The organism is Rhizobium sp. NXC24 (assembly GCF_002944315.1).
Lineage (GTDB): Bacteria > Pseudomonadota > Alphaproteobacteria > Rhizobiales > Rhizobiaceae > Rhizobium.
Window position 1 is genome coordinate 1,258,804 of sequence record NZ_CP024314.1, and the last position, 22,907, is coordinate 1,281,710.

Consider the following 22,907-nt stretch of genomic DNA (forward strand, 5'->3'; position numbering starts at 1 on the left):
AATTTACTCCCGCTTGTTCGGCCAAGCGCAAACAGCTCCGGTTGGCGAAAAGGCATGCCTGAAACAGTCGTGGTCGCCGGCCCAACACAGGCGACGCCTGAACAGATCGGTTGGTGTTAAAGAAATCATGCCGAGTATGCCTAAAACGGAAAGCTTTACTCTTCTCGCTACGGTCACTTTGCGCTCCGTGGTAAAGCACTTGCCCGCCGATCAGTGGATCTTCTTAACGGCCGACAAAGATGCGCTTAGAGAAGCCGGGAAAAGCAAAATAGTTCCACGAGGTACTCTCAGATCGAATATGTCTTGAAGACCCTGAAATTATAACACAATCCATAACTCTCCGTTTCATGAAATGAACGACTTTTTTTAAATTATATACAAATATTTCGAATATAATTCTCCATTATTTTCAATAACAGTGGGTATACTTCCGAGAATTACCAGGATGCTTACGACAAACTCCAGGCCCGTCGCAGTAGCGCTATGTGATGATTGATATCACGGCCTCATTGTTCAGATGCTTGTCGCCGGACAAGACCTCCTGAGGAACCTTCCCACCCGTTGGTAGTTAGGGACTCTATCGATCAACGGAGGTTATGATGAAAAGGATACTCATTGCCGTGAGTGCGGCCCTCTTCGCGTCTGGAACAGCTTTTGCTCAAAGCACGACGGTGGTTGTTCCCGGAGAAGTCAGGACGTATGTGACCGAACAAGAAGTTCCATCGGTAACTTATGACGGCGATATTGTAGTCGGTAGCGAATTGCCGAGTTCGGTGGAAGTACATACCATTCCCAGCAACAGCGACTACGCCTATACGGTCGTCAATAAAAAGCGTGTGATCGTAAGCCAAAAGACTCATAAGATTGTCGAAGTCGTCAAATAGCAAGGCACGAAGCCAGAATATGCCAGCCCCTTTGTAGTTCTATCGTGAAGGGGCGCCCAAGTTTACGCGCACTCTTGAACGGTGCGCGTATTTTAGTTTCGAGTGAGTTCCTGCCCAGGCAGGTCAAGTGCTAGAGACTTTACCCGGCGCCCCGTGAGCCGGTCCTTCCTCCTTGACGTCACGCGGGGTCGGCGTGGTGATGGCGCCGTGGTCGGGGTCCTTTACATCCTGCCCCTTCGAACCGTCGGCGCCTGTCGCAAGCTCACGAACACGGCTTTGCCGCCTAATGTCTCGCAAGGTCGTTGCTTCTTCGATCAGGGCGGTCAGTTCCTCTTCGGAGAGGTCGGAGAGATCAAAGGTCTTGGTCATAACAGTCTCCTGAATGGTCCACTTGTTCTAGTGGCTGGAGGAAATTCCTCCACCACGCTCAACGCCGCGATCAGCGGCGCAAATCGCCGAAGGACCGGCAACGCGATATGCCGAGGGGCATATCATTACTCAAGCATGCCCCATGTCGGATCCCAGCGGACACCTTCGGACAATTCCACATAGATGGGCAGGGTTTCGCCACCGACGACCTTGTTTCGGGCGGCGCGAAAGGCGTCGTTCGGTTCCATTTCCTCGCCCGGAAATATGGCGTCGTCTTCGCCCGGCCGCGTGACCTTGCGGATAAATCCTCTTACCTGGTCACCGGAATAATAGAACTTGATGACCATGGAGCCGGGCGGAGCGGCACCCGTGCGATATCGTCGATAGGTTTCCATCTGCACCTCCTGGCATCACCGGGAGCCGTCCCTACAGGATCGGCTTGCCACCCGTCACGGCGACGGTGGTCCCGGAGACGTAGCTCGACAGCGGATCGGCAAGCATAACGTAGGTCGTGGCGAGTTCGGCGGGCTGGCCCGGCCGCTTCATCGGCACCTGCTTTCCGAAATTCTCAACCGCCTCCTTGGGCATGGTCGAAGGAATGAGCGGCGTCCAGATCGGGCCTGGCGCCACGGCATTGGCGCGGATCCCTTTCTCAGCAAGCAGTTGCGCAAGACCCGCGGTGAAGTTTTGAATGGCGCCCTTGGTCGTGGCATAGGCAAGCAAGGTGGGATTGGGATTGTCCGAATTGATCGAAGCAGTGTTGATGATGGCGCTGCCGGGTGTCATATGCGGAACGGCGGCCTTGGTCAGATAAAACATGGCGTGAATGTTGACCTTGAAGGTCAGTTCCCATTCCTGGTCGCTGATATCGCCGATGTCGTGAAAGCTTGCCTGGTGGGCGGCATTGTTGACGAGAATATCAATCCCGCCGAGTTGCGCGACCGCCTTGTCGACGATTGCCCGGCAATGCTGCGGATCCTGAATGTCGCCGGGAACGAGAACGGCCTTGCGTCCCGCATCTTCCACCCAGCGGCGGGTCTCCTCGGCGTCATCGTCTTCATCCAGATAGGCAATGAGAACATCGGCGCCTTCACGCGCAAAGGCGATCGCAACGGCACGGCCGATGCCGCTGTCGCCGCCGGTGATGATCGCTTTCTTGCCGATAAGCCGGCCCGATCCTCGATAGGACTTTTCGCCATGATCCGGCACCGGTCGCATGGCCGCGGTATGGCCGGGCATCGGCTGCTGTTGCGACGGGAATGGGGGCGTTGGATGGGTGGCCATGGCTTCCTCCTTGGTATCGGTGAACTCCCATTCTCAACCACCTGCCCCTCGCTTGGTTCCCGAAAAGAGCAAAATCAGCCAGGAACTGACGGAGATGACGCTGTCATTTCGAGGAACCTTCGCGTCCCACTGCAGTTTCGTAACCGGCGCCAATATTGCAGTCGACGGAGGCGTATCCGTCTCGAATGGACAACCCGGCCAGGGATAGCGAGGCCATAGCCATGAATTTCAAACAGATCAACGAAACGGACGGTCAGCGCACCTATGTCGTGGTGCTCGATGCGAAGGAAGAAGCATTCTCCACCCTCAGAAACTTCGCCACGACCTATGAAATGACGGCCGCGTCGGTTACCGCGATCGGCGCCTTCGAAAGAGCGACCGTCGGCTGGTTCGATTTCCCCAGCCGCAGCTACCGCAAGATTCAGGTCGCGGAGCAATGCGAAGTCTTAAGCCTTCTCGGCGATATCGCGACCGGCGACGACGGCAAGGCGAGCCTGCATCTTCATGCCGTTCTCGGCCTAAAAGACGGCTCCACGCGCGGCGGTCACTTCATTGACGGCATCGTACATCCGACTTTGGAAGTGACAATCATCGAGACGCCCGCATACCTGCACCGCCGGCATCACGAGGATCTCGGAATGTCCCTCATCGAGCTCTGAGCCGACATTGTGTTTGGTCAATTCTCACGCCCGACTGATCAGATGGTATACGGCTCGAACGTCGCTGCTCGATGGACGAGATCACAAGCGATAGAGAACGTGAGCACCAGCCTCAAGAGACCGGGATGGAAATTGGCTGGCGCTCAGCCTATCCCGTGGTGGCCGCCTGCCATGCGCATGGCGCCGGCGCGGCGCAGGACATTGGCGACATCCTCATCGATGAACGGCTTTGCTATCGCCGCAAAGGCGCCGGCGAAGCCGTGCTTGAGCGCTTCGGGAACGCCAGTGACGAAGATAATCGTCGTATGGTACCGATCGATTAGTCTGCGGGCGAGTTGTAAGCCGCTCCTCCCGTCGGAGAGAGCCACATCAATCAAGGCTATATCCGCTCTCGGCGCGTAGGCAAGCGCTTGCTCCATTGTGGAAGCCGGACCGAGCGTGGCGAAACCGGCATCGGCCACTATCGTCTTGAGCTGATGAGCAACGATCGCCTCGTCTTCTACAATCAGTACTTTCATATTCGCTCTCCTCCTATATCTAAGATCTAGGTGGGGGGCGTTAGTATTTCTATCATTTGGATAGATTTTTCGATGGCGGCAATTGCTTTTAGTCATCGCCGGGAACAGCGGATTTCCGTCAGAGTTAGGAACGGTCGCGGGAGGAACGACCATGACGGACGATAGAATGAATTGGATCAATGCTCGAGCATATGATTTATGGGAGCGAGCTGGGCGCCCGCAAGGCAAGGACCAGGAGCATTGGCTGCAGGCCGTTGCCGAACGCGAATTGATGGAGCAAACGCGAGCATCTCATGATGGCGCTGAAGTGCTGGCGCGCTACGCAGCAACTGCCAAGATCAAAGCTGAAAAATCAGGGCGCCGCCAGATGGTCCTGATCGTCAAGGATGAGCCGGTCCTGAGCCTCAACGCTGCTCCCCGCCCCTTGGTCAAGCCGATGGAGGGCATTCATGCGCAGAGCGGATCGGCCTCACCCAAACAGAGAGTGGCCAAGCCATAAACCAGCATTGTCAATCGGTCAGCCGCCGATCATCAACTTGACGACTTCCTCATGCGTCGTTTCGCTGATCTTGCGCTCTCCGGCAACGATGCCGCGGCGAAGAACGACGATGCGGTCGGAGACGGCGAAAATATCTTGTAGATTGTGCGAGATGAAGATGACGCCACGGCCCTGTGCTTTCAGCGATTTGATCAAGGCCACCACCTTGCGCTGTTCCGGCACGCCGAGTGCTGCGGTCGGCTCGTCCATGATCAGGATGCGAGCGTTCCAATAGACCGCCCGCCCAATCGCCACTGCCTGGCGCTGGCCGCCGGAGAAGTTGCTGACCGGGGCGTCGAGCCGCTTCACATGGAAATCGAGCTGCGCCATCGTGGCCCGCGCGGCTTCCGCCATAGCCTTCCGGTCGATCACGGGAAGGAAGCCGAAGAGCTTCTTCATCGGTTCGCGCCCAAGGAAGATGTTGGAGCCGATCGTCAGATTGTCGGCAAGCGCCAAATCCTGATAGATCGTCTCGATGCCCTTTTCCCGAGCATCCTGCGGGGAGGAGAAGGTGACGGGCTTTCCTTCAATCAAGATTTCGCCGGCCGTCGGCGGATAGACGCCCGAGATCGTCTTGATCATCGTCGTCTTGCCCGCGCCGTTATCGCCCGCCAGCGCTACGACCTCGCCGGGATGAACCACCATGGAGCAATTGTCCAAGGCTTGAACCGCGCCGAAATAGCGCGACAGATTCCGGACTTCGAGAAGAGGCTCTGCGCTATTCATCCTGTTTTGCTCCGCTGAACCGGCGCTGTGCCTGGTCGATGAGCACCGAAATGATGATGACGATGCCGACGGCGATGAACTGCCAGAATGGCTCGACATTCATGAAAACCAGGCCGTACTGAATGACGGCGATAACCAGCGCCCCGGCAATGGTGCCAATGATCGTGCCCGAGCCGCCAAACAGACTGGCGCCGCCGATGACGACTGCGGCCACGCTGTCGAGCAGCAGCGGTTCGCCGGCCTGGGCAGCACCGGCGGTGAAGCGGGCGGCATAGAGCGCGCCGCCGAGACCGGCGCAGACCGCCGAAAGCATATAGAGCCGCAAGAGATGGGATTTTAGATCGATGCCGGCCCGCCTTGCTGCCTGTGCATTGGCGCCGATTGCATAATTGTGCTGGCCAAAGCGCGTCTGGCTCAGCAGGTAATGCATAATCACCACGAAAATCAGCGTGACGATGACGAGATAGGGCACGCCATAAAAGCGGCCGTTGCCGAGCTCAGCGAAATAGGAGTTCTTGACAGGCACGGTCGTGCCGCCGGCGAGAAGAAAGGCGGTACCGCGCGCGACGCCGAACATGCCGAGCGTGCCGATAAAGGGCGGAACCTTAAGCCGGGAAATCAACAGGCCGTTGATACAGCCGGGCACTGTGGCCGCGAGCATTGCGACGAATATGCCGAAGACCATGGCCACCGGCAGCGGCATGTAAAGACCCACCATATTGGTGACATGTGCGGCTACGACCGCAGCAAGACCCATGATGAAGCCTGTCGAAAGGTCGATACCTCCGGATATGATGACGAAGGTCTGGCCGATGGCAAGCAGGAGCGGTGCCACGGCAAAAACAGCAACCGACTGCCAGTTGAAGGCTGAGCCGACAAAGGTGCCGCCGAAATCGACGCGCGCCCAGACCTCGAAAATCACGATCAGCGCGGCAAGGAAGAGCCATGCGCGCAACTGGGCGATGCGGTTGACGATGGTTTTTGCTTGATCGCCGTGGTCCGCCTCCGGCGCCACATGCTGGTCCGCCTGGCGGGCCTCAATATTGTCGATGCTCATGAATCAACCCGAACTTGAGCGAGAACGCACCGAAGTCGTCACGCCAGTCCCTCTACTATGATCAAAGATGCGCCTCGCCCTTGAGCGAGGCGCCAGACTTCATCCGATCAATCGGAGTAGATAAATTTCGCGACGTTCTTATCGGCGACATTCGATTTGTCGATGACGGTGAAACCGGTACCGATAGAGGTCGGGATCGAGTTGCCAGTCAGATGCGCATAGGCCGCCATCACACCGAAGTAGCCAATTTCGGCTGGATGCTGGGCAATCGCGAGATCAACGAGGCCGGAATTGATATTGTCGACGATTGTCGTCGGTGCATCAAAGGCGACAACGCGGATTTTGCCTGTCTGGCCCGCCTGCTGCACCCCGTTTGCGGCGCCGAGAGCGGAGAAGAGGTTGGCACCGAAAACGCCGTCAAGATCCGAATTACGGGCATAGACGGCCTGGAGCTGCGACGCCGCTTTGTTCGCATCGTCGTCGTTGTATTGTGTTTCCAGAACAGTGATGTTTGGATATTTCTTCATCTCGTCCTTGAACCCCTGCTCGCGCTGGTCCGTCGTCGAGATACCCGGCTTGACGTTTGAAACGTAGACCTTGCCTTTTTCACCGACAGCCTTGGCAAGCGCGCGCGCAGCAATGGCGCCGCCGAGCAGGTTGTCCGAGGCAATGTAGGAAAGCGGAAAATCGGCATCGCCGCTGCCCGTTTGATAAACGCCGGTACCGATGAATGTATCGACGGTGATGACCGGGATACCCGCATCGGCGGCTTTCTTCAGCGGCTGGACCAACTGGTCCTTGTCGGTCGGCGCAATCAGGATCGCATCCGGTTTCTTGGCAATGACGGCATCGAGAACTGGAACCTGTGTGACCGGATTGAAGTCGGATGCGCCCTGGAACATGAGCTGAGCACCGACCGCCTTGGCGGCGGCTTCGGCGCCCTTGCGCATGGTGATATAGAAGGCATCCGTCGTCAGGCCTGGAATAAGTGCAATCGTAAACTTCTTGTCTGCGGCTTTGGTGGTGCGGGCAACAGCCGAAACACCGGTGGCAAGCGTTGCCACAGCGGTGGCCTTAAGAAATGAACGGCGCTCCATAATTTCCTCCTCTTGAAACCAGACCTCCCCTGTCCGGCGCAATGGATAATCAGCGGCTTACAGCGGGCCGTCAAGTAATTTTTTTCTGTAACGAATTTCCGTTATCTATTTGAAATAGTTAACCAATCAATGCGATTGGCAAAGCGCCGCACCCTGCCGCCGACGGAGTGTCGCGCTGCGGTTTGAAGTCGGATATCGCTTTTGTCGGCCGCCTGGGAGGCGGGTATTTTCATGCCTGGCCGAACACCTTCGAAATCCAGGTAGTTACTTCGTCCATATCCGGTTCCTTTGTTTGGTCAACTGTCATCCATGGACCACATTCCATAGGTTCGGCACGATCGGCGAGCGCCACCAGTTCCGGGATATAGTCCGCTCCCGGATGTCCGGGCAGCCTGTCTTTCAAGCGACGGGCATAGCGGTCGCCAGCAACGACACCGGGCACCTTGCACCAAAGTTCTGCGACGCGATCGATGCCCGCGTCTTTGATATAGGCCTCAAGCACGGCTTTGGGCTGAAAGCCGAACCATGCGTCGATGATGAACGTGGAGCCGGCCGGAGCCTCGCGAATGGTCGACCAAATCGCCTGGTAGCTCGCCTTTCCGAGTGTCCGATTGAACTCCCGGTCGACGCCGCCAATGTGCTCCAGGAACGGGTTCTTGATGCCGTCGAGGGAAAGGACCGGCCATCCCGTGCGTTGCGACAGCAATTTGGCGAGGCGGCTTTTTCCCGAGGCCGGCACGCCATTGACCAGCACCACACGCTTTTCGGCACAGCGGAAGGCGTCTGAAAACGTCGCCAGGCCGGCACCGACTATCCCGGCGTCATCTCCGAGTTTGGCCGGCAGGATCGCCGGGCGAAACCATGGCGCCACCGCGGGGAGATCTGCGAGGGCTCGAGCCGCATCGGAACCGAGGCCCCCTCCCAATATGATGATTTCCGGATCCATCGTTGCAGCGATGTTGTCGAGCGCTGTACGCAAAGGCGCCGCCCAGGCGTGTAACACTGCCCTGGCCGTCGCATCTCCGTTTGAGGCCATTTCAAAAACATCGGCAATGGATGCTGCCGATAGACCCGCTTCGTTTATGTGCCGGCGCAGCGCCGTTCCCGAGCTGAAGGTTTCCACGCAACCGCGTCTTCCGCACGCGCATTCCGGACCATCGTGCCGGACGCAGATGTGACCCAACTGCCCGGCAGTCCTATGGCCATGATAGATGCTGCCGTCATGGGCAACCGCGCCGCCGATCCCCGTGCCGATGGTCAGCATGGCGACACTTTGAAAGCCTCTGGCAGCACCAACACGCATTTCGGCGATGAGCGCCATGCTGCAATCATTTTCGATGACGACCCTCTTGCCGAGGCTTGTCTCCAACTGATCGACGAAGTCCATGCCGGCCAAATTCAAGATGCCGCCGGATAGGACCGAGCGATTTGCAATGTCGACTCGGCCAGGAATGCCGACGCCAAGGCCAACAACACCAGCCGCATCGAGTTGACCTACTATCGCCTTGATGCGCTCAAAGACTTGCCTGGGATCGGTCGGTGTCCGCTCCGACAGCTTTTTGAGGATTTCGCCCCGTTTGGAGACGAGAGCCGCACGAATATTCGTGCCGCCAATGTCCACGCCAATGGCTAATTCAGACATCTGCTTTCTGTCCTTGGCCGAGACCTTCAGACTTGACGCCTTTGAAATGTGCCGCGATCACCGCTTGAATTTCGCGAAGCCGCGGAACAGCGACCGTTTCCAATCGGTCCTTCGTGACGGAACGGTCGAGCGAGATGCAGTCTTTCCATAGAGACCGGCCCGCGATGACACCGGACGCACCGTTGCGCATGGCATCTTCGACCTGCCGCAGGAACGTCGAATGGTCGACGCCGGCCGACAGCACCGCCCAGGGCACGTCCCCTGCCAGCCTCGTGACCTCCGCACATGCCTCAGCAGTGCCAGGATAGGGAATCTTTAGAACCTTCGATCCGCAGTCCAGGCAAATCTTGCTTCCTCCAACAACCAGCGACGGCAGCTTCGACTTGTAGTCGGCTTCGTCTTCGTCCGCAAATCTGTATGTCAGGAATTCGACCACCAGCAGCAGGTCCTCGCGCGCGAAGTCCTCGATGCATTGGCGCAGGATGTCGATGTTGTGCGTGTTCGCTTCATCCCGGTCGGAGCGGAGATAAACCATGATCTTGCCCCCGGTGGCGCCGAGCTGACGGACGCGGCGAGCCGAAATGCCGGGCACCAGCTTGGAAAGGCGATATCCCTCTGGCGAAGTGTCCCAACCCGAAGCATCCAGGCCGATCAGAAGTGCGGTATCGCGCCTGATAATGCGGTCGTCCACCAATGCCGGAACAGCACAGATCGGATCGACGAGAACACAGGATGCCTTGCTTGCAAGAAACATGGCGATATCCGCCTTCGTGTCGCCGAGGGTCTTGTCGGAGATGGCGGCCTGCTCCTGTGGGTCGCTTGCAAGCAGACTGCGCATGCCGCCGCGCTGATCGCAGGCGATAACCATCATGGCGCCGTCGTGACCGCAAATCTGCTGGTAACCTCGCATTTCGGCTGTCGTCAATCTCGACATCTGCTCCTCCCTTTAGCCCGTCCCAAACCGGATGCTGAAGTGCGTGCCATCCCAAATTTCTGAGGGATGGCCGACGAAACATTGAGAGCGCTCACGAGCCTGCATAATCGTTGCGAAACCGGCCGTTTTGAGCGATAACTCCTCACACGCCGAAATGTGTAACACATTGCAGAAAGGAATTTCAATCTGAATTCGTCTCAGTCGCAGGACTCTGCAACGAACCGTGCCTTGCTGCATACGGTTGCGAAGCTGCATTACCAATCCGATATGTCGCAGGTTGATATCGCTAAAAAGCTAGGATTATCAACGGCTACGGTCTCGCGGCTGCTTCAGAAGGCACGCTCGGCCGGGATCGTTCGGATCGAGGTGATCGATCTTTCCCCCTCGGAAGATTTGGGGGCGGCCTTGGTTGACGGTCTGAAACTGCGCAACGCCATCGTGATCGATACACCGTCGTCGAACGTCCTCAGCGCCCTCGCCCCGCCGGTCGGATCAATGTTGCAGCAAGCGGGACTGCGATCGGGTTCGACGCTCGGCATCGGCTGGGGACGGGCTGTTCGAGAAGTTACCTTTGCCGGCTTGCCGCAGTTGCCTGGCATCGCAACCATTGCTCTCAACGGGGGAATGCAGCAGGCGGCTCCGCATTTTCAAATCAACGAGTTCGTGCGGCAGGCTGCAGAGCAAATGGGGGGAATTCCGCATTTTCTGCATGCCCCCTACATTTCATCTTCGGAATTGCGCGATGCTTTCCTCGCCGATCCCACGGTTCAGCAGGTCACGTCGCTGTGGAACAAGCTGGATGCCGCGATCGTCGGCGTCGGCTTAACGCATGTCGCAAGTCCCTCCGAAGCGACGGCGGCCCTCCCGGGAGAAAAAGCCTTAAGTCATGCGGCGGGTGACGTTCTGCGCCATTACGTAACCGAGGCCGGCGAACTCCTTCATTGGGATGGCGAGGAACGCATGATCGCTGCCTCCCCGCAGCAACTGCAACGAATTCCCCTGTGCATTGCGGTTGCTGCAACCCCTGCCAAGGCGCCCGGCATCATCGGGGCGGCACGGTCGGGCATGATCAATGCTCTCGTGACGGATGCCAATACGGCGCAGGCCATTCTCGATCGCTTGTCCGCTGCCGATAAATCTTGAGAAAAATCTCGAAAACCTCTCTTGTGGTGGTCGCCATAGCTCCTCGCCAAGCATTTTTACGTCAAATAATAAATTCACGCACGTAACGTTCTGAGGTTACACAAGACCGGAAAAACTTGCTCGGAGCTTACGTTTTCCCGTTGCGCCTCTTTTTGCGTCGACGCATCATGGACGGGCATAGCGGTTTGAAAACGGTCGACTTTCGATGGAAAAATTGACACATAAGACGATGGAGGATTTTGCGAAATCCTGCGGCGTCTCCCGCCCAACCCTTTCCAAATATTTTGATGACCCGACAAGCGTGAAGCCGACGACACGTGCGCTGATCGAAGCCGCACTTCGCGCATCGGACTACCAGCCAAATCTTTACGCACGAAACCTCAATCGAAAGAGGACCCGCAATGTCGGTATTCTCGTTCCGGCCCTGACCGACCCCTTTTACGCCGAAATGGTCAACCGCCTGGAATTGCGATTGCGCGATGAAGGCTATTGGCCAATCGTGTTTTCCTCGCACGGCTTGCAGGAGCTGGAGGCCGAGGCCGTCAGCACGATGCTGTCATTGAAAGTGGCGGGCGCGATCGCCGCACCACTTGGGCAGAAATCCGATCCGCGCGCGTTTGAAAAACTCACGCAGAATGTTCCCCTCGTCTATTTCGACACCTATATCGAGGGCAACACGCCATTCATCGGCAACAATAACTACCAGAGCGTCGCGACCATCGTGGAATATCTCTGCCGCTCTGGAGAGGCGCCGGTCTATCTCGACATTCCCCACGTCAATCACAATTCCCCGGAGAGATTGGCGAGCTATATCGCCACGATGAAGGCTTCGGGCCAGGAGCCCGTGGTGATCAAGACCATTGCCGCCTACACATGGGATTTCGAGCGCGTCGGCTACGAGCAGATGGACGCGATGCTCAAAGCCAAGAAGCTGTCATTCAAGACCATTCTTTGCGCCAATGACCGTCTGGCCTTTGGTGTGATGGCTGCCGCTTTCGCGCATCGGCTGAAGGTCGGACGCAAGAAGGGCGACGACCTGCGCATAGCGGCCCATGACGACCATCCATTGAGCCGCTACACTTGTCCGCCACTGACGACGATGGCGCAGGATTTTGCCTCCATGACGGCAAACAGCGTCGACACGCTGCTGACGCTTCTCGGCGATACGGGTGCGCCGGTTCGCACGATCGCGGGCAAAGTCAGCCTGGATGGGACGTTGGTCATGCGGCAATCGGCATAAAACGGGTCGCAGTCTCGCTTAATCGGGAATTCCTTCAAAGCCGCGCCACGCCGCGATTGCGTCCTCCACAGCCTGCCGCGCGGCCGGTATGAATCTTCCCATCGAGACAAAACCGTGAATTTGCCCTGGCCAATGGCGCTGGACCACATGAACACCATCCTCCTGCAGCCGCTTGGCATAGGCCATGCCCTCGTCCACGAGAATGTCGTGCCCGGCTGTAGCAATGAATGCCGGCGGTGCCCCTGCAACAGTTTCGGCCAGCGCGGGTGAGACCTTCCAATCCACGATATCGACTGCGGTGCGGACATAATGGTCGCGAAACCACTTCATCGTCGCGGCGGTCAAGCCGAAGCCTTCACCATATCGGCGATAGCTGTCCGTCGTCTGCGTGGCGTCCGTGTTGGGGTAGAAGAGCAGTTGAGCCGCAAGCCGTGGGGCGTCGCCTGAACGCGACATCAACGCCAGCACGGCCGCAAGATTGCCGCCGGCGCTATCGCCGGCCACCGCAATTCGTTCGGGGTCGACGCCGATCTCCGTGGCGGCCTGCGTCATGAATGCCAGTGTCGTGGCGCAATCCATCAGTCCGGCGGGAAATTTGTGTTCCGGCGCCAGGCGATAGTCTGGGCAGATCACCGTGCATTCGGCGAGGTTGGCAAACCATCGGCAAATATCGTCGTGAGAGTCGAGACTGCCGATCACCCAGCCGCCGCCATGGAGATAGAGAAGACCCCGCCCCTCCTTGGAAGGCGCTCCGATGCCGCGATAGATGCGCAGGGTGATCGGGCCGTTGGGGCCGCTGATCCGGCGGTCCTCCACCGAAGCAACCGCCTCGCGAGCGCCCTGAAGAGCGGGGCCACCAGCATTGTAGGCGATACGGGCCTCCAAGGGCGTGCCAGCTTCAAGCGGTCGCAGCTTCGCCGCCTTGCTGACATCGAGAACCCATTGCGCACCTTCGTCAAGGTATTCGGTCACGTCGCTTCTCCCGTGCAGCGGTCAGGCCAGAAAACTGCGCGCTTCGTCCTCCCCAAGAAGCGGCGGCCGTGCCAAGTCACCGCTGATGCTGACCGACTGACCGCTCTCGCCCGAAGCAAGAATAGCCTCCATGATTTCGAGCACATGGAGGGCGAGTTCCCCCGATGCGCGCGGCGGCCTGTTTTCCGCAAGTGCACGCGCTAGGTCGGCAACACCGAGCATACGGTAGTTCGCCCGATCCGGCGCCGCAAACGGCCAGTTTCGTTCGCCGTAGAGCTCGCCATCACTTTCGAAGTTCCGCCACTCGGCACCCCGCTCGGACAGAGAGACCGTACCACCGAATGTATCGGGATCCGGCAGCCGCAGCGAGCCTTCGGTGCCGTGCAGCTCGATCGGATGATTGGAATGGCGGAACACATCCCAGGACGCGCCGAAGTTGATGGTCGCACCGGATTGAAATTCGAGCAGCGACAGAACGTTGGTTGGCGTACCGACCTTGAACGTCGTATTCTTGAATGGCCCTTCCGCGGTGATGAGACGTTCGTCCTGACCTTTCGTCGCCATCGCCATGACGCGCACGACCGGACCGAGCAAATTCACCATCATGGTCAAGTAGTAAGGTCCCATATCGAAGACAGGGCCGCCGCCGGGCTGGTAGTAGAATTGAGGATTGGGGTGCCAGTGCTCCATGCCGCGTCCCATCATGAAGGCGGTGCCGCTGACGGGGCGCCCTATCGCGCCCTCCTCCATCAGGCGACGCGCCCGCCGGCCCGCAGCGCCAAGGAACGTATCCGGCGCGGAGCCGAGCAGCAAACCCCGGCTCTTCGCCTCCGCCACCAAAATCCGACCGTCGGCAGCCGATGTTGCAAGCGGCTTTTCTGTGAAGACGTGCTTGCCGGCGGACAAGGCCGACATGGTGACCTCGAAATGAACCGCCGGTACTGTCAGATTGAGAACGAGATCGACTTCGGGATCTGCAAGTAGCTGATCGACGCTGACGCTATGGATACCGAGCTCCTTTCCGCGCAGAGCCGCAGCATCAGCCGAAATATCGGCACAGGCGCGCAGCTCAATACCGGCAAACAGCGCGGCATTGCGCAGATAGGTCATCGATATGTTGCCGCAGCCGATGATCCCGACGCCAAGCGTTCCCTTTGTTTTTTCAACCATATTTCTCAAACCTCCCCGGACTGGATAACCAACGCCTCCTCGACGGACGGCCTGGGCCGACGCGCTTCAAAGTGATTTAAAGCATCTTATTTCTTGACGCGCGACAATTGTTTATCGAACATATGCCAATGCTGGCGCGGAGATTTTTGGAGGACGCCAGTCTTTCCTGGGAGGGAAACATGACCGATTTCAAGAAAGCGCCGACCGCTTCGAATGTGGCTGCAGATTCCGCAATGCTTGACCGTCGTCACTTCCTGCTCGGAGCCGCGGGTGCGGCTACCCTCGGCATCGCATCGGGTCTTGGAATGCGCACAGCGCGCGCTGCCAATCGTACGGAGATCAGCTTTGCCAGTGCCAGTTTCTTCGGCAAGGAAGGTATCGGCGATCTCGTTAAGGCCTATAACGAGTCGCAGGACCGGATCATGGTCAAATTCATCGAACTTCCGCCGCCAAGTTCGTCGACCGAAGTCTATCAGGGCCTGATCCAGCAGCTCGCGCGTCGCAACGGAACGCCCGATGTCTTCAGCCAGGACGTGATCTGGATCGCCGGCTTTGCGGCGGCAGGCTGGGCGCTACCGCTCGATGAATATTTCCCGAAGGAGAAGCGCGCCGATTATTTCCCCGGAACGGTCGCCGCCTGCACTTACAACGAAAAGCTGACCGCGCTTCCATGGTTCGTCGATTCCGGCATGTTCTACTACCGCAAGGATCTCGTGGAAAAGCATGGCGGCAAGGTTCCCGAAACCTGGGACGACATGGCAACCATGGCGGCTGCGGCCCAGAAGGCCGGCGACGCCAAGTTCGGCTATCTCTGGCAAGGCAAGCAGGCCGAGGTGCTGATCTGCGATGCCGTGGAAGTCATCACCTCGAATGGCGGCTCCATCCTGGCAGCCGACGGCAAATCGTCTGTTATCGGCGAGAAGGCAGCGGTCGAGGCAATCCAGTTCCTCTACGACACGATCAACAAGACGAAGATCAGCCCGCAGAACGTTCTCTCCTGGGATGAAGAGCCTTCGCGTCAGCCCTTCACTTCAGGCGAAGCGATGTTCATGCGCAACTGGTCTTATGTCTATCCGATCGCGCAGGATCCAAAAGCTTCGCACATCGTTGATAAGGTCGCGGTTGCGCCCCTGCCCCATTTTGCCGGCGGAAAAAGTGCTGCGTGCCTCGGCGGCTATCAGCTTGGCGTCAACGCCAATTCCAAGAAGCGGGAAGCGGCGATCGAGTTCCTGACCTGGATGTCGTCTCCGGAAACCCAGACGCGTCTTGCTTTGAATTTCGGGCTTGCGCCCTCGCGCCCTGCCATCTTCGAAAATGCGAAGCTGAAGGCGGAACAGCCGTTCATGGCGAGCCTTCAAAACGTCTTCACCGGCGCCACACCACGGCCGATTACGCCGCAATATGCCAAGGTGACGCTGGCGCTACAGTCGAGCATTTCCAAGGCCTTGGTCAGCGGCAACGTCCAGGCTGAGCTCAACGCTGCCGCCGAACAGATCAACAAGATCGTCGCATGATATGGCCACCGCATTGACGGCCCCCGCCGACAGCAGGATGCAAAGGTCAATGGGGGCGCTTCCGAGCGCCCTCTGGCCCTGGCTCCTGCTGTTGCCGGCCTTCCTGTCGCTTGCATCGGTTTCCTTCTATCCGATCATCAATGGCGTCTATCTTTCCTTCACCAACCGTTCCCTGATTACGCAGGACAACGATTTCGTCGGCTTTGCCAATTATCTGCAACTCTTGGCGGATCCGCCCTTCTGGAATGCGTGGTGGCATACGATCTGGTTCACCGCCGCCTCGACCGGGCTCGAGACCCTGATCGGCCTCGCCATGGCGCTAATCCTTTGCGAGACTTTCAGCGGTCGAGGCATGGTCCGCGCGGCGATGCTTGTCCCCTGGGCAATGCCAACCGTCGTCACCTCGAAAATGTTTGGATGGCTGTTCGACGGCCAGCACGGCATCATCAATTTCATCCTGCTCCAGCTCGGTTTGATCGATCAGAATGTGAACTGGTATGGATCGCCCACAACCGCACTGACGACGATTATCCTTGCCGATGTCTGGAAGACGACGCCGTTCATGGCGCTCCTCCTGCTGACCGGTCTTCAGACCGTTCCAAAATCGTTGATCGAGGCTGCCCGAATCGATGGCGCCGGAGCCTGGACGATCTTCTGGAATATCCGCCTGCCTCTGCTGCTGCCGACCCTGCTCATTGCAGGTCTTTTCAGGGCGCTGGATGCATTTCGCGTTTTCGATCTGGTCTATGTGCTCACCGGCGGCGGCCCAGCCGATTCCACCGAAACGCTTTCGACGCTGTCCTACAAGGTGCTCTTCTCGACGCTGCAGTTCGGTTACGGTTCGGCCGTTTCGACCGCGATGTTCATCACCGAAGGCGTGATCGCCCTGGTGTTCTGCCTTTTCCTCGTCAGACAACTGAGGAAGACGACATGAACGGCAGCCGCTCCGTCTTGCAGCACATCATGATCTATGTTGGCGCGCTTCTCATTCTCGTCTGGTCCGCGGGCCCATTTCTGTGGCAGTTCTCCACCTCGCTCCAGCTTGACAAGGCACTGACGGAAGGAACGCCGTCGCTCATCCCGAACCCGTTCACGCTGGAGCATTATTACAATGCCTTCGTCGAAAAAGGCCTGCATCATTACGTTCTGAACTCGCTCATCGTATCGCTCGCGACCACGGCTCTCTGCCTGATCGTCGGTTCGCTTGCCGCCTTTGCGCTGTCGCGCCTTGACGTGAAGGGGCGATTTGGAATCCTCATGGTCATCCTGTCGGTCTCGATGTTTCCGCAGATCGCGCTCGTCGGACCGCTCTACCTGATCGCGTCCGAGCTTGGACTTCTGGACACCTACAGAGCCTTGATCATCACCTATCTGGCGCTGGGGCTACCGCTCGTAACCTGGGTTCTCTTCGGCTATTTCGAAACGCTCCCGCGCGAAATCGATGAAGCCGCACGCATGGATGGCGTCGGGGTGATCGGCCTGCTTTGGCACATCATCCTGCCGATGTCGCTCCCAAGTCTCGTGACCACCGGCTTGCTTGCCTTCATCACCGCCTGGAACGAGTTTCTGTTCGCACTGGCCTTCACATCAGACAGCGACAGCCAGACGATCCCGGTGGGCATCGCTAATTTCACCAACCAATACTACGTGCCCTGGGGAGACATCGCCGCCGCTTCAGCGGTCGTCACCGTGCCGCTGATTGTTTTGGTCCTGTTTTTCCAACGCCACATTATCGAAGGCCTGACGCAAGGCGGAATTAAGGAATGACGACATGACTAGGGATTTGAAGGTCGGCTGCCAGACGTTCACATGGGAAATGCTCGGTGAAGTCTGGACAGGCACGCCGGACGACCTGCTCTCCGCGATTTCCGCCGGCGGTTATGCGGGCATCGAAATCACCGACACGATGATCGGCCGCTACGGCACAAAGCCCAGCGAATTCGCTAGGGCATTGCGGGATAACGGGTTGCAGCTCGTCTCCTTCGCCTTCGGCTCCAAAAGCGGTTTCACGGTCGCCGATGCGATGGAAAAGGATCTGGCCACGGCGCAGCGCTGGATCGACTACGCCGCAGAGTTTCCGGGCGCACTCATATCGATCGGCTCTGCAACCATCGTCTCGGAGGGGCCGCGGGAGGACAAGTTCGCAATCGCCGCCGAGTTCTACAATCGCGCCGGCGCGCTTGGTAAGGCATCGGGCGTCGAGGTCGCCGTACATCCGAGTTCGCATCACAATACCCTGTTGTTCAACCGAGCCGACTACGATCAGATCTTTGCGCTGCTTGATCCCGAACTGGTCGGCTGGGTTCCGGATACTGGCCATATCCTGCGAGGACATGACGATATCCTGGACACGATGCGCACCTTCCGGGATCGCATACGCTATCTACACCTCAAGGATGTCGACGCGCAGGACCGATGGGCGATGCTGGGCAAGGGCGTTCTCGAGACGCCGGCGGTGATCGATCTCGTTTCACAGGGACCGCACTTCAACGGGTGGCTGGTGCTGGAAGAAGAATCCGAGACGGCAGCGGCTGATCCGGCCGCAGCCATAAAGGCCAATCGCGAGACGATGCGCACCCACGGCATTTAAGGAAAAGACCATGATCGAAAAAGAAAATCGCCGTCTTCGCGTCGGTGTCCTGGGCTGCGGGCCGATCGCCCAGTTTGCGCATCTGGAATCCTGCGTGAAGGCTAGGAATGCCGATCTCTACGCGATCTGTGACGCAGCACCCGATCTGCTCGCGCGCATGGGCGCCACCTATGAACCGCAGAAAATGTTCAGCGACTACGACGCCATGCTGGCCGACCCCGATTTGGAGGCGGTCATCGTCGCTACCTCGGACGCCTACCATGTGCCGATGTCCATAAAGGCGCTCGAAGCCGGCAAACACGTACTGTGCGAAAAGCCGATCGGCGTCTCGATCGAGGAAGGCGGGGAGCTTGCCGACGCCGTCAAACGCTCGGGCAAGATCCTGCAGGTGGGGCACATGAAGCGTTTTGATCCGGCGCTTCAGGCCGCGCGTGACTTCGTTCACAACGATATCGGCCAGATCCTTGCGCTGAAGGCATGGTATTGCGATTCAACCCACCGCTACACCAACACCGATGCCGTGCAGCCGCTTCCCATCACCAGCAAGCTTGCGCGCAAACCGGCCGGCAATCCGAAAGCCGATCTCAGGCAATATTTCATGCTGGCGCATGGCTCCCACCTGGTCGACACCGCTCGCTTCTTCTGCGGCGATATCGTCGCCGTGCGCGCGCGCCTGCTGGAACGTGCTGGCGCTTATTGCTGGTTTGTGGAAACCGAATTCGCCAGTGGCGCCCTCGGCCATCTGGACCTCACGGTTGCCGTTCGCATGGATTGGCACGAGGGTTTCCAGCTCTATGGCGAAAACGGCTCAGTCCTCGCAAAGACCTTCAATCCCTGGTACTTCCGCTCCAGCGAAGTCGAGATCTTTCATGAGAAAGACGCAACGAGCAGGAAACCTCTTGGTGCGGACGGGCACTTCTTCCGCAGGCAGCTCGAAGGTCTCGCCGATACCGCCCTAAATGGCGCACCGATGCGAGGCGCCAATGTCGAGGACGGTATCGCCTCCATCCGCGCGATGGTGGCGGTCGCGCGGTCGGTGGAGACTGGCGAGCGCGTCGAGCTCGCGGCCGTGACGGGAGCCGTCTGATGCAGGTCGGGATCTTCGCCAAGACCTTTCCCGGGACCGATGCTCTCAGCGTCCTGTCCGCGGTGCGCGACAGCGGCTATGCGACCACACAGTTCAATCTCGCCTGCTGTGGGCTGCCATCGACGCCCGACACCGTTCCCGAGCCGGTCGTAGCAACTATCCGCGGGGCCTCGGAATCGGCGGGCGTCTCGCTTGCCGCCTTGTCGGGAACCTACAACATGGCACACCCTGACATATTGGTACGACAAAAAGGCCTCAGCCAGCTCGCCGTCATCATCGAGACGGCGGCAGCCCTTTCGATCCCGCTCGTCACACTCTGCACCGGCACGCGCCATCCCACCGACCAGTGGGTACATCATCCAGAAAACCGCGATCCCACGGCCTGGGCCGACATGGCTGCGGAGATGTCGAAGGCGCTGGCGCTGGCGGAAGACCATGGCGTCGATCTCGGCATCGAACCCGAGCAGGCGAACATCGTAACCTCGGCGGCGGACGCCAAGCGACTGATTGCCGAGATGGGATCGGAAAGGCTGCGTATCGTCCTCGACCCGGCCAATCTTTTCGAAAGCGCCACGCCATCGGAAGCACGCGCCATTGTCGAGCGCGCGGTCGAGACTGCGGCCGGACACATCGCCATGGCACATGCCAAGGATCGTTATGCCGACGGACGTTTTGCCACGGCCGGCCAGGGTATCGTGGACTTTTCCGATTTTGTCGCGCGGCTGAAAGCCGTCGGCTTCCATGGTCCCCTCGTCACGCATGGACTTTCGGCAGCGGAAGCGCCGCACGTCGCAGCCTTTCTCAAGGAATTGGTTTGATGGACGAAAGCGCGGCGTTCACGCATGGTGAAGCCAGCTTGGCCGTTTTCGATAGCGGACAAGGGCTCCCGGTCCTCTTTCAGCACGGCTTGGGCGGCGATGAGGCGCAGGTTGCGCAAACCTTTCCAATCGGAAAGGCGCGGCGCATCACCGTCGAATGTCGTGGACATGGAGCCTCACCGCTCGGCGACATCAGGCCCTTTTCATTGCGGATGTTTGCCGAGGATGTGCTGGCCGCGGCGACGGATCGCGGGTTCGAGCGCTTTGTCGCCGGCGGCATTTCCATGGGGGCGGCAATTGCCCTCCGCCTCGCTCACCACTATCCGGATCGCGTCGCAGCCCTCGTTCTTGTCCGTCCCGCCTGGACCTTTACCGCCGCACCCGACAATCTGGAGCCGGTCCGAACCGTCGCGGCCTTGCTTGGTTCGCATCCGATCGCAGAAGCGAAGGAACGCTTCGCCGGTTCGGAGATCGGCATGCGCATACGTGCGAACGCCCCCGATAATTTTGCCTCCCTGCTCGGCTATTTCGACCGGCCGAATGCGGTCGCTTTCGCATCTGTGCTGGCCGACATCGCGGCTGACGGCACGGGCGTGACTGAGGCAGAGACCGCCGCCCTCACAATTCCTACCCTCGTCATCGGCAACGAACAGGACGCGATCCATCCGCTCGCCTGCGCGCGGACGCTCGCTGACACCATCCCCGGCGCCAGCTTTGTCGAAGTCACCTCCAAGCCGGCCGACAAGGCACGGCATTTCGCTGAAGTTCAGGACGCTATCGTCACCTTCCTCGCATCCAAGACCATCCGGAGCCTCTTTCCATCATGACACTCAAGACCCTTTCTGGCCCCGCGGCCATAGCAGCGCTCCCCCGCAACCGGCTACTGGGCGAATTCTCGCTGTGGTCGGCTGATCTTGCCAACATGGAGGCCGATCTCCGGCGCATAGAGCCCTATGCCGACCTGCATCATATCGACGTCGCCGATGCGCGTTTTACGCCGGGATTCCTTTTCTTTCCGGATTTCGTCGCGCGCATTGCGAAGGCAACCGCCAGGCCGATCCATGTTCATCTGATGGTCGAGGCCGAAATCGTCGAGGAGCAGACGCGCCAATTCATCGAAGCGGGTGCGGATCTTATCAGCGTTCACGCCGAAAACGGCGAAGCCGGGTTACGCGCCATTGCGCTGGTAAAGAAACTGGGCGCCGGGGCCGGCGTCGTCCTGCGATTGGAGACCCCCGTTTCAGCGATCCGGCCGTTCATCGACCATGTCGCCTTCGTGACCCTGCTTGGCACATCGATTGGCGTCAAAGGCCAAAGCCTTTCCGAGAAGGCCTGCGATCGGCTGGTCGAGGCGCGCTCGCTGCTGAAACAGTCCGGCCGGGAGGATCAGGTGATCTTGGCGGCCGATGGCGGTATTCGCGAACAAACCGTGCCGCTCCTGCGTGCCGCCGGAGCACAAACGGTCGTCCTCGGATCGCTGGCCTTCGGTGACAAGAACCTGGGCGACCGGATGGCTTGGCTCCATGGATTGGAGAGCCGCGTTTCGTGAAAAAGGTTGCCCTTGCATTTGATCTCGGTGGAACGGAGCTTCGCGCTGCGCTGGTGGATAGCGAGGGGAGCCTCCTGTCATTCTCCGCTGTGCCGACGCATGCGGCGGGAGGACCGTCCGCGGTCATCCAGCAGATCGAGCTACTGGCAGCCACGGCGCTGGCGGAAACGCCTGATCTCCTTCCCGTTGGGATCGGGATTGGCGCCCCCGGGCCTCTCGATCCGGAAGCCGGCATCGTCATTGCTCCGCCGACGCTCGCTGGGTGGTACGAGGTTCCACTAGCAGACATTCTCTCTAGCCGGTTTCAACTGCCGGTCCGGCTTGAAAATGATGCGAACGCGGCCGCACTTGGCGAATGGCGATACGGCGCCGGCCGCGGCGCGCGATCCATGGTCTTCGTCACGGTGTCGACCGGCATCGGCGGCGGCGTGATCGTTGACGGGCGAACCTTGCATGGCAGGCGCGGCCTGGCTGGGGAAATCGGCCACATGACGATCACCAACGAAGGCGAACGCTGCTTTTGCGGTGCGATCGGTTGTTTTGAAGCCGTAGCCTCGGGAACGGCCCTTGGCAGGCGGGCAACGGCGCGGACCCGCCAATCCGACGGTTCGATGCTGCGCAACCTATCGGCTAATGCCGAAGTGACCGGGCGCCATGTTGTCGACGCCGCGCGAGATGGCGACATACTTGCGCTGGAACTGCTGAGTGCGGAGGCTCGCTGGCTGGGGATCGGTTTCACCAATCTGCTCCACCTCTACTCCCCGGACATTCTGGTGATGGGCGGCGGGATATCTCACGGTTTCGATCTCCTGCACGACACCATTGCGGCGACAGTTCACGATCGCGCCATGCCGGCCTATCGCGACGTGCCGATCGTCCCCGCGCAACTCGGGCGTCACGCAGGCCTGATCGGAGCGGCCAGCCTCATCCTGGGAGATGATACGAAAACCGACCCTGCGCCATCGGCTAGCGAGAGCTGATCTCAAGCGCAGCGGTGCCTGCCGGATTCCGCGTTTTCTCACCAGTCATCACAGATTTTTTCGTGAGCCAATATGGGGTGCGCGATTCTGACTATACAACTAACATGTTAGTACTGTATGTACTGACAGCACATCT

Annotated in this window: 25 protein-coding genes and 1 pseudogene; 14 read left to right on the top strand and 12 right to left on the bottom strand. The window is 59.1% G+C overall.

Annotated elements, in window-relative coordinates:
- Window positions 1-599: 599 nt before the first annotated feature.
- Window positions 600-884 (top strand): DUF1236 domain-containing protein, encoded by a 285-nt coding sequence (locus NXC24_RS29905; protein ID WP_104826963.1) that lies wholly within the window; start codon window positions 600-602, stop codon window positions 882-884.
- 123 nt (window positions 885-1,007) lie between these two features.
- Here NXC24_RS29905 and NXC24_RS29910 read toward each other — a convergent pair whose 3' ends face one another.
- From NXC24_RS29910 to NXC24_RS29920, 3 genes are all read right to left on the bottom strand, one after another.
- Complete coding sequence (locus NXC24_RS29910) at window positions 1,008-1,253, bottom strand: hypothetical protein (RefSeq protein ID WP_104826964.1); 246 nt, start codon at window positions 1,251-1,253, stop codon at window positions 1,008-1,010.
- A gap of 125 nt (window positions 1,254-1,378) precedes the next feature.
- Window positions 1,379-1,648, bottom strand: a complete 270-nt coding sequence (locus NXC24_RS29915; protein ID WP_104826965.1) for a hypothetical protein — start codon at window positions 1,646-1,648, stop codon at window positions 1,379-1,381.
- A 31-nt stretch (window positions 1,649-1,679) separates the two neighbouring features.
- Window positions 1,680-2,537, bottom strand: coding sequence for an SDR family oxidoreductase (locus NXC24_RS29920; RefSeq protein ID WP_104826966.1), 858 nt, complete (start codon window positions 2,535-2,537; stop codon window positions 1,680-1,682).
- Window positions 2,538-2,758: 221 nt separating this feature from the next.
- Here NXC24_RS29920 and NXC24_RS29925 point away from each other — a divergent pair, with 221 nt between their 5' ends.
- Window positions 2,759-3,196 carry a PPC domain-containing DNA-binding protein gene (locus tag NXC24_RS29925; RefSeq protein ID WP_104827911.1) on the top strand — a complete coding sequence of 146 codons (438 nt, stop codon included), beginning with the start codon at window positions 2,759-2,761 and terminating at the stop codon, window positions 3,194-3,196.
- Window positions 3,197-3,339: 143 nt separating this feature from the next.
- Here NXC24_RS29925 and NXC24_RS29930 read toward each other — a convergent pair whose 3' ends face one another.
- Window positions 3,340-3,714 (bottom strand): response regulator, encoded by a 375-nt coding sequence (locus NXC24_RS29930; protein WP_104826967.1) that lies wholly within the window; start codon window positions 3,712-3,714, stop codon window positions 3,340-3,342.
- A gap of 151 nt (window positions 3,715-3,865) precedes the next feature.
- Here NXC24_RS29930 and NXC24_RS29935 point away from each other — a divergent pair, with 151 nt between their 5' ends.
- On the top strand, window positions 3,866-4,213 hold the full coding sequence (locus tag NXC24_RS29935; protein ID WP_104826968.1) for a DUF2934 domain-containing protein: 348 nt from the start codon (window positions 3,866-3,868) through the stop codon (window positions 4,211-4,213).
- A gap of 18 nt (window positions 4,214-4,231) precedes the next feature.
- On the opposite strand, the gene NXC24_RS29940 is transcribed toward NXC24_RS29935, so the two are convergent.
- The 6 genes and pseudogenes from NXC24_RS29940 to NXC24_RS29960 form a co-directional block, all read right to left on the bottom strand.
- Complete coding sequence (locus tag NXC24_RS29940; protein WP_104826969.1) at window positions 4,232-4,978, bottom strand: ATP-binding cassette domain-containing protein; 747 nt, start codon at window positions 4,976-4,978, stop codon at window positions 4,232-4,234.
- A complete protein-coding gene (locus tag NXC24_RS29945; RefSeq protein WP_104826970.1) occupies window positions 4,971-6,035 on the bottom strand; it encodes a ribose ABC transporter in 1,065 nt (354 codons plus the stop codon). The genes NXC24_RS29940 and NXC24_RS29945 overlap by 8 nt, the downstream gene beginning before the upstream one ends.
- A gap of 107 nt (window positions 6,036-6,142) precedes the next feature.
- On the bottom strand, window positions 6,143-7,030 hold the full coding sequence (locus NXC24_RS29950; RefSeq protein WP_348632780.1) for an ABC transporter substrate-binding protein: 888 nt from the start codon (window positions 7,028-7,030) through the stop codon (window positions 6,143-6,145).
- Window positions 7,031-7,067: 37 nt separating this feature from the next.
- Window positions 7,068-7,175, bottom strand: a pseudogene (locus tag NXC24_RS36310) (hypothetical protein); the annotation flags it as partial.
- Between the two features lie 186 nt (window positions 7,176-7,361).
- Complete coding sequence (locus NXC24_RS29955; RefSeq protein WP_104826972.1) at window positions 7,362-8,774, bottom strand: ROK family protein; 1,413 nt, start codon at window positions 8,772-8,774, stop codon at window positions 7,362-7,364.
- A complete protein-coding gene (locus NXC24_RS29960; protein ID WP_104826973.1) occupies window positions 8,767-9,708 on the bottom strand; it encodes a tagatose-bisphosphate aldolase in 942 nt (313 codons plus the stop codon). Before NXC24_RS29960 ends, NXC24_RS29955 begins: the two co-directional genes overlap by 8 nt.
- A 267-nt stretch (window positions 9,709-9,975) precedes the next feature.
- Here NXC24_RS29960 and NXC24_RS29965 point away from each other — a divergent pair, with 267 nt between their 5' ends.
- Both NXC24_RS29965 and NXC24_RS29970 read left to right on the top strand, forming a co-directional pair.
- Window positions 9,976-10,851, top strand: coding sequence for a sugar-binding domain-containing protein (locus NXC24_RS29965; RefSeq protein WP_245464201.1), 876 nt, complete (start codon window positions 9,976-9,978; stop codon window positions 10,849-10,851).
- Window positions 10,852-11,056: 205 nt separating this feature from the next.
- On the top strand, window positions 11,057-12,091 hold the full coding sequence (locus tag NXC24_RS29970) for a LacI family DNA-binding transcriptional regulator (RefSeq protein WP_104826975.1): 1,035 nt from the start codon (window positions 11,057-11,059) through the stop codon (window positions 12,089-12,091).
- An 18-nt stretch (window positions 12,092-12,109) separates the two neighbouring features.
- Here the strand turns inward: NXC24_RS29970 and NXC24_RS29975 are convergent, their stop codons facing one another.
- The gene (locus tag NXC24_RS29975; RefSeq protein ID WP_104826976.1) at window positions 12,110-13,063 is read right to left on the bottom strand and encodes an alpha/beta hydrolase; all 954 of its coding nucleotides are present in this window, start codon (window positions 13,061-13,063) and stop codon (window positions 12,110-12,112) included.
- A 21-nt stretch (window positions 13,064-13,084) separates the two neighbouring features.
- Complete coding sequence (locus NXC24_RS29980; RefSeq protein ID WP_104826977.1) at window positions 13,085-14,233, bottom strand: Gfo/Idh/MocA family oxidoreductase; 1,149 nt, start codon at window positions 14,231-14,233, stop codon at window positions 13,085-13,087.
- Between the two features lie 179 nt (window positions 14,234-14,412).
- Between NXC24_RS29980 and NXC24_RS29985 the strand changes: the two genes are divergently transcribed.
- The 9 genes from NXC24_RS29985 to NXC24_RS30025 are packed head-to-tail and all read left to right on the top strand — an operon-like array spanning window position 14,413 to window position 22,771.
- Window positions 14,413-15,747, top strand: coding sequence for an ABC transporter substrate-binding protein (locus NXC24_RS29985; protein WP_104826978.1), 1,335 nt, complete (start codon window positions 14,413-14,415; stop codon window positions 15,745-15,747).
- 49 nt (window positions 15,748-15,796) lie between these two features.
- Window positions 15,797-16,681 carry a sugar ABC transporter permease gene (locus NXC24_RS29990; protein WP_245464075.1) on the top strand — a complete coding sequence of 295 codons (885 nt, stop codon included), beginning with the start codon at window positions 15,797-15,799 and terminating at the stop codon, window positions 16,679-16,681.
- Window positions 16,678-17,514, top strand: coding sequence for a carbohydrate ABC transporter permease (locus NXC24_RS29995; protein ID WP_104826980.1), 837 nt, complete (start codon window positions 16,678-16,680; stop codon window positions 17,512-17,514). Before NXC24_RS29990 ends, NXC24_RS29995 begins: the two co-directional genes overlap by 4 nt.
- Window positions 17,515-17,518: 4 nt before the next feature.
- On the top strand, window positions 17,519-18,337 hold the full coding sequence (locus NXC24_RS30000) for a sugar phosphate isomerase/epimerase (protein ID WP_104826981.1): 819 nt from the start codon (window positions 17,519-17,521) through the stop codon (window positions 18,335-18,337).
- A 10-nt stretch (window positions 18,338-18,347) separates the two neighbouring features.
- Window positions 18,348-19,424, top strand: coding sequence for a Gfo/Idh/MocA family oxidoreductase (locus NXC24_RS30005; RefSeq protein WP_104826982.1), 1,077 nt, complete (start codon window positions 18,348-18,350; stop codon window positions 19,422-19,424).
- Window positions 19,424-20,242, top strand: a complete 819-nt coding sequence (locus NXC24_RS30010) for a sugar phosphate isomerase/epimerase (protein ID WP_104826983.1) — start codon at window positions 19,424-19,426, stop codon at window positions 20,240-20,242. The genes NXC24_RS30005 and NXC24_RS30010 overlap by 1 nt, the downstream gene beginning before the upstream one ends.
- Window positions 20,242-21,069, top strand: coding sequence for an alpha/beta hydrolase (locus NXC24_RS30015; RefSeq protein ID WP_104826984.1), 828 nt, complete (start codon window positions 20,242-20,244; stop codon window positions 21,067-21,069). Before NXC24_RS30010 ends, NXC24_RS30015 begins: the two co-directional genes overlap by 1 nt.
- Entirely contained in the window at window positions 21,066-21,791 is a 726-nt protein-coding gene (locus NXC24_RS30020; protein ID WP_104826985.1) for a ribulose-phosphate 3-epimerase, read from the top strand. The genes NXC24_RS30015 and NXC24_RS30020 overlap by 4 nt, the downstream gene beginning before the upstream one ends.
- On the top strand, window positions 21,788-22,771 hold the full coding sequence (locus NXC24_RS30025; RefSeq protein ID WP_104826986.1) for an ROK family protein: 984 nt from the start codon (window positions 21,788-21,790) through the stop codon (window positions 22,769-22,771). The genes NXC24_RS30020 and NXC24_RS30025 overlap by 4 nt, the downstream gene beginning before the upstream one ends.
- Window positions 22,772-22,907 lie beyond the last annotated feature (136 nt).